The sequence below is a fragment of the Komagataeibacter sp. FXV3 genome (assembly GCF_015155755.1).
Taxonomy (GTDB): domain Bacteria; phylum Pseudomonadota; class Alphaproteobacteria; order Acetobacterales; family Acetobacteraceae; genus Komagataeibacter.
On sequence record NZ_VWPI01000067.1, the window covers coordinates 43,500 to 49,851 of the forward strand.

At 62.5% G+C, this 6,352-nt stretch carries 5 protein-coding genes and 1 tRNA gene; 1 reads left to right on the forward strand and 5 read right to left on the reverse strand.

The window, feature by feature from the left end; all coding sequences use genetic code 11:
- Positions 1–132: 132 nt before the first annotated feature.
- From clpX to F1542_RS06735, 5 genes are all read right to left on the reverse strand, one after another.
- Complete coding sequence (gene clpX / locus F1542_RS06715) at positions 133–1,392, reverse strand: ATP-dependent Clp protease ATP-binding subunit ClpX (protein WP_010506375.1); 1,260 nt, start codon at positions 1,390–1,392, stop codon at positions 133–135.
- Positions 1,393–1,523: 131 nt separating this feature from the next.
- Positions 1,524–2,159, reverse strand: a complete 636-nt coding sequence (locus F1542_RS06720; protein ID WP_010506376.1) for an ATP-dependent Clp protease proteolytic subunit — start codon at positions 2,157–2,159, stop codon at positions 1,524–1,526.
- A 263-nt stretch (positions 2,160–2,422) separates the two neighbouring features.
- Positions 2,423–3,760 carry a trigger factor gene (gene tig, locus F1542_RS06725; RefSeq protein ID WP_193732360.1) on the reverse strand — a complete coding sequence of 446 codons (1,338 nt, stop codon included), beginning with the start codon at positions 3,758–3,760 and terminating at the stop codon, positions 2,423–2,425.
- 95 nt (positions 3,761–3,855) lie between these two features.
- Positions 3,856–3,940, reverse strand: a tRNA-Leu gene (locus F1542_RS06730).
- An 80-nt stretch (positions 3,941–4,020) separates the two neighbouring features.
- Positions 4,021–5,481 (reverse strand): NAD(P)H-hydrate dehydratase, encoded by a 1,461-nt coding sequence (locus F1542_RS06735; RefSeq protein WP_193732361.1) that lies wholly within the window; start codon positions 5,479–5,481, stop codon positions 4,021–4,023.
- A 140-nt stretch (positions 5,482–5,621) separates the two neighbouring features.
- Here F1542_RS06735 and F1542_RS06740 point away from each other — a divergent pair, with 140 nt between their 5' ends.
- On the forward strand, positions 5,622–6,074 hold the full coding sequence (locus F1542_RS06740) for a CopD family protein (RefSeq protein ID WP_193732362.1): 453 nt from the start codon (positions 5,622–5,624) through the stop codon (positions 6,072–6,074).
- Positions 6,075–6,352 lie beyond the last annotated feature (278 nt).

The window sequence follows — 6,352 nt, forward strand, 5'->3', positions numbered from 1 at the left end:
CCGGACGGGCACCCAAACATTGCGGCCTGCCCATCCGTTGCGCCGCATATGCGACAACTTCACTTCATGTTGTCACGACGCGCCATCACCACAAGTCCGGCGATGGCATTTCGGCGTAAACCGGCCCTGCCGTCAGGCAGACTGTTCGGCCGGCTGGTTCTTCCCATACACATAGACAGGCTGTGCCTTGCCTTCGGCCACTTCCTTGTTGACCACGACTTCCTCGACGTTCTTCAGGCCGGGCAGTTCGAACATGGTCGACAGCAGGATGCTTTCCAGAATGGCGCGCAGGCCACGCGCACCGGTCCGCCGCGCAATGGCGCGCTGGGCCACCTGGCGCAATGCGTCCTCGGTAAAGGTAAGCTGCACGTCTTCCATCTGGAACAGGCGGGCATACTGCTTGACCAGCGCGTTCTTGGGCTTGGTCAGGATCTCGATCAGGGCAGCCTCATCAAGGTCCTCAAGCGTCGCAACCACGGGCAGACGACCGATGAATTCAGGTATCAGGCCGAATTTCAGCAGGTCCTCAGGCTCCACGTCACGCAGCACCGCGCCCATGCGACGTTCGTCAGGGGACTGCACATCGGCGCCGAAGCCGATGCCCGAACCCTTGCCACGCGCGCTGATGATCTTGTCCAGCCCCGCGAACGCGCCACCGCAGATGAACAGCATGTTGGTGGTGTCGACCTGCAGGAATTCCTGCTGCGGGTGCTTGCGTCCGCCCTGCGGCGGCACGGAAGCGACGGTGCCTTCCATGATCTTCAGCAGCGCCTGCTGCACGCCTTCACCGCTGACATCGCGGGTAATCGAAGGGTTGTCCGACTTGCGCGAGATCTTGTCGATCTCATCGATATAGACGATGCCGCGCTGTGCCTTTTCCACGTTGTAATCCGCCGCCTGCAGCAGCTTGAGGATGATGTTCTCCACATCCTCACCCACGTAACCGGCTTCGGTCAGGGTCGTGGCGTCGGCCATGGTGAAGGGCACGTCAAGAATGCGGGCCAGCGTCTGCGCCAGCAGCGTCTTGCCCGAACCCGTCGGCCCGATCAGCATGATGTTGGACTTCGCAATCTCGACATCATTGTTCTTCTGGGCATGGGCCAAGCGTTTGTAGTGGTTATGCACCGCAACCGACAGCACCTTTTTCGCGTGGCCCTGCCCGATGACATAATCATCCAGAATCTTGCAGATTTCCCGTGGTGTCGGCACGCCATCGCGTGATTTGACCAGATGCGTCTTGTGTTCCTCACGGATGATATCCATGCACAATTCGACGCATTCATCGCAAATGAACACGGTGGGACCGGCGATCAGTTTGCGGACCTCGTGCTGCGACTTGCCACAGAACGAGCAGTAAAGCGTATTTTTGGAATCGCCGGATTTGTTATTCATAACCGCTCCTATTCCCACGCGGGGGAACTTCTCCATACCTTGCGACCGGGCCACGGGGGCACGGCACGCCGCAGGTGATTTTCACCCACAGGGGCAGGAAGCGCACCTGCGCGCGCGCTTCCTTGTGCAGATTACTCCGCAGGTTTTGATGCAACGTTACGACGGACCACTTCATCGACAATACCGAATGCCTGCGCTTCTTCCGCCGACATGTAGCTGTCGCGTTCCAGCTTCTGCTCGATTTCCTCAAGCGTGCGGCCGGTATGCTCCTTGTAGATCTCGTTCAGGCGCTTGCGGATGGTCAGGATTTCCTGTGCCTGGATCTCGATATCGCTGGCCTGTCCCTGCGCGCCGCCCGAAGGCTGGTGCACCATGACGCGGGAATTCGGCAGGGCGAATCGCCGTCCCTTTTCCCCACCGGCCAGCAGCAGCGACCCCATGGACGCCGCCTGCCCGATGCACACCGTGCTGACGGGGCAGCGGATGTACTGCATGGTGTCGTAAATCGCCAGTCCCGCCGACACCACGCCGCCGGGGCTGTTGATGTAGAACGAGATTTCCTTGCTCGGGTTCACGCTTTCCAGATAAAGCAGCTGCGCCGACACAAGGGCGGAAACCTGATCATAGACCGGTCCGGTCAGAAAGATGATCCGTTCCTGCAGAAGGCGGGAATAGATGTCGAATGCCCGTTCCCCGCGGGAGGTCTGCTCCACCACCATGGGCACCAGAGCGTTATTGAAGATCTCTACGGGATCCCGATCCCTCATAGCCATATTCCCGTCCTGAAAAGCAAGGATCCGCCCTGCGCGCGATCACCGGCAAGAGATGCGCGGACAACGCGGACGCAGCCGGACCCTTCCCGGTTACTTATGACAAAATAGAGACAAACACGCCAGATACCACCCCACCCCTGTCATTTTGCCATGAACGGGGGTGACAAACTGTGCGTATTCACCTGTCCGCAAACACATACGGCGCACGGAAGTCCCCTTCCGCGCGCCGCATGCGCCACCTATGCCGCGAAAGCGGATCAGACGTCAGCTTCCGGCATTTCAGCCAGTTCTTCCGGCGTCACTTCCTTGTCCTCGACCTTCGCAAGCTCGACGATATAGTCGATGACCTTGTTTTCGAAGATCGGGCCACGCAGGCCGTCAACGGCCTGCGGGTTCTTGGAGAAATACTCGAACACGGCCTGTTCCTGACCGGGGTAGCGCGCGGCTTCGGCGCGCACCGCATGCACGATTTCTTCCTGCGTCACGGTGATGTTGTTCACACGACCGATTTCCGCCAGCAGAAGACCCAGCTTCACGCGGCGTTCGGCAATCTTGCGATAGTCGGCGCGCAGCGTGTCCTCGTCCTTGTCCTTGTCTTCCTCATCCAGGCGACCGGCCTTGCGGTCTTCCTCGATGCGGTTCCAGATCTGGGTGAACTCGGCATCGACCATGCCCGGAGGGGCTTCGAAATCGGTCTTTTCCGCCAGCTTGTCCAGCAGTTCACGCTTCAGGCGCAGGCGGGACAGCTGTTCGTATTCCTGACCAACCTGCTTGGAGATCAGTTCACGCACCTGCTCCAGCCCGTCGAAGCCAAGCTTCTTGGCCAGTTCGTCATCAATCTTGGCCTCGACCGGACGGCGGAGTTCCTTGAGCTTGATGTCGAAGCTGGCTTCCTTGCCCGCCAGGTGTTCCGCGCCGTAATCGGCGGGGAAGGTCACGGTGATCACCTTTTCGTCACCGACCTTCATGCCCTCGATCTGCTCGGCAAAGCCGGGGATGAAGCCTGCGCCACCCAGTTCGACGCTGACATCATCAGCGGAACCGCCTTCGAACGCCGTACCGTCGATCTTGCCCACGAAGTCAACCACGGCCACGTCGCCATTGGCGGCGGGGCGATCTTCCTCGACCTTTTCGAACTCACGCTGGCGGCTGGCGATTTCCGTCAGGGCCTTGTCCACGGTCTCGGCGTTCACTTCGGACTTGAGACGCACGAGCGACAGGTCCGACAGGTCGGGGATGGTGATTTCGGGCAGGACCTCGAACTCGACCGTGAACTTCAGGTCTTCCTTGCTGCCCGGCTCGCTGCCGGAAACCAGGTCAACCTTGGGCTGCATGGCCGGGCGCAGGCCGCGCTCATCCAGCAGGGTGCGGGTCGCGTCGCTTACAACCTGCTCCAGGACCTCGCCCTGAACAGATTCACCAAAACGCTGCTGCAGGATGCTCATCGGCACCTTTCCGGGGCGGAAGCCCGGCAGCTTCATGGACTGTCCAACTTCTTTCAGGCGCGCGGTGCGCTTGCTCTCGATTTCCGTGGCAGGCACCGTAACGGTAAACCCGCGCTTCAGGCCATCGGAAAGCGTTTCAGTAACCTGCATCTGCCAGGCCATCCTCTCGGTCAGAACGTGTCAAAGAACGCAATAGGCCGGTCAGGCCACCACGTCTGCTCGCATAACGCGACTTGCCGGGATCTTGGTACGGGCGGAGGGACTTGAACCCCCACGACTTGCGTCACCAGAACCTAAATCTGGCGTGTCTGCCAATTCCACCACGCCCGCACTGTGCCCAGGCTGTAAGCGCGGGGCTTTAGCGCACCATTGGCCATGGGGCAATATCCCACGCGGCCCGAATGGCGTTTTCAGCCGAAAACTTTTTTTGCCTCCGCTTCCGCGCGTGCCCTTGCCGCACCCAGATGGCGGTCAAAATCCTCGGCTACCGGCCATTCGCCGGCATGCAGCGCCGCATCACCATGCATCCACACCCCTGCACACGCCGCATCCCAGCGTGGCATGCCCGCCGCCAGCAGGGCCGCGATGATTCCCGTCAGCGTATCGCCCGACCCCGCCGTGCCCAGCATGGGGGTGGCGTGGCTGTTGATCGCGACACGCCCGTCGGGACTGGCGATGATGGTGTCCGGCCCCTTCATGACGGTCACGGCCCCCGTCCGCGCCGCCGCATGTCGTGCCGCCGCCACGCGATCCGGCCCCGGCTTGCCGAACACGCGCGAAAACTCGCCTATATGCGGGGTGATGATGGCAGCCCCTTTCAACCGGTCGGGCTGCCCCGCCGCCATGGTGAACGCCCCGGCATCGGCAATCACGTCCCGCCCCGCATGCACCAGCGCCGGGAAGGTCGCCGCGACTTCCGCCACCGACAGGCCCGGCCCGCAGACCCAGACGTGACGCCGCGTATCGCGCAGCAGGTCATCCAGCGCGCCGGAATCCACAATCAGCCCCGGCGGCGCGGTCATGCGGTACACCTCCGCGCTGTCGCCCACCGCCAGCCGCACGAGACCCGCGCCCGCCGCCCGCGCGCCCGCCGCCGACAGGCGCGCCGCACCCGGCATTTCACGCCCGCCACATATGCTGACAACACCGCGGCTGTATTTATAGCTCGTCGGCCCGCACGCGGGCGTGCGCCACAGCCCCGGTTCGTTATGCCATGTCCGAATCGGCACCGACGCCACCGCGCCTTCCCCGATGCCGATATCCGCCAGCACGGTCCGGCCACACAGCGTATGCCCCGGCAGCAGCAGGTGCCCGGGCTTGAGCCGGCAGAATGTGACCGTCATCTCGACCTGTGGCGCATATCCCCGGACAGCACCCGTCGCCCCGTCCACGCCCGTCGGCATGTCAATGGCAACCAGACGGGGGGCGGCATTGAGCACATCCGCCACGTCCTGGCCGATATCGCGGCTCAGCCCCGCGCCGAACACCGCATCGACCACCAGGTCGAAACGGGCGGCACTTTCGGGCGTGAACGCCACGACCGGCCCCTGCCACAGCGCGGCGGCCGCGGCGGCATCCCCACCGGGATGGGGCGGTGCCATTTCAGCAACCGATACCGGCCAGCCTTCTTCCGCCAGTCGGCGCGCGGTCACGTAACCGTCACCGCCGTTATTGCCGGGACCGCACAGCACCAGCACGCGGCACGGGCGCATGTGCCGCCGGATGGCGCGGGCGACGGCCCGGCCCGCGTTTTCCATCAGCACGGCCACCGGCACGTGGCGGGCGGCCGCGGCATCGATCCGCCCCATTTCATCAGGCGTGGGCAGCAGCAGGTGGCGTGCGGCCGTCCGTGCTGTGTCATCCATGGTCATGATGTCATTTCCCTTCTGGCAACTTTGGCTGCATGACTGGCCTTGCGCATGATACAGGAATGGGGAAACAAGCATTCCGCATCCTGCCCCCGTGGCAGGGACTGCTTTCTTTACCCATTCATCCCCCGCAAGGAGGCGTCATGTCCTATTCCATAGTCTGGAGCCTTGTGCTCGCACTCCACATAACCGGCATGGCGGCCTGGGTTGGCGGCATGATCTATGCGGCCTTCGTGCTCAAGCCCAGCCTCAACCTGCTGGATGGAACGCAGCGCGCCTCCGTCCACCTGCAGACGCTCAACCGTTTTTTCCGTATCGTATGGCATACCATGCCGACGGTGCTGATTACGGGCTGGCTCCTGATTTATCACGATGGCGGGTTTGCGGTGGTGCCATGGCCGATCAACCTCATGCAGCTGTTCGGGCTGATCATGGCCGGCATTTTCGCCCGCATCTATTTCGGTCCCTACCAGAAGGCGCGCCGCGCGCTGCGCCCGCAGCAGGGCACGTTCGACTCGATCCGTTCGCTGGTCATGCTCAATACCGGCATCGGCGTGCTGACCATCATCTGTGGCTGCCTGGCCCATCCGTTCTGAAATTGCGGGGACAATCCTCACGTCCCCTTGATTTCCGTTGCAAATATGGGTAGGCACAGGGAATGTGGCACAGCAGGGTATCTGACCCGGACATGCCGCACTCCCCTTCCCTGCATTGCTGCAGGTACATCAGGGACGGCAGCCTGATACAGCGCGACACGGTGGCAATCGGACGGGGCCATATTCATCTGCTGATACGTTCGAGAGTAATTTGAGCGCCAAAAAAACGCCCTCCGCCCCGGCCCGATCCGCAAAGAAGGCGGTGGCCCCAGCCCCCG